The sequence below is a fragment of the Pseudomonas sp. SIMBA_067 genome (assembly GCF_046534675.1).
Lineage (GTDB): Bacteria > Pseudomonadota > Gammaproteobacteria > Pseudomonadales > Pseudomonadaceae > Aquipseudomonas > Aquipseudomonas putida.
On the sequence record NZ_JAWRYH010000335.1, the window covers coordinates 1 to 277 of the forward strand.

Annotated in this window: 1 pseudogene; it reads left to right on the top strand. The window is 70.8% G+C overall.

The features are described 5' to 3' along the window. Positions 1-277: pseudogene (locus SB765_RS29340) on the top strand (MFS transporter); the annotation flags it as partial.

The window sequence follows — 277 nt, forward strand, 5'->3', positions numbered from 1 at the left end:
CGCCACGCGCTCGTTCGAGATGCCGGCCACCCAGGCCCTGCTGCCCAATGTGGTGCCGCCGGGGTTGTTCCCACGGGCGGTGGCGGCCTCGGCCTCGGCGACCCAGGCAGCCACCATCGTCGCCCCGGCGGTGGGCGGGTTGCTGTATGCCTTCGGCAGTATCTGGGTGTACGGCCCGACCGTGGCGCTGTACGCCATTGCCTGTGCACTGACATTGAGCCTGGACGCACGCCAGCAAGTGGCCCAGCGTGGCCGTGCCAGCCTGGAGTCGCTGCTG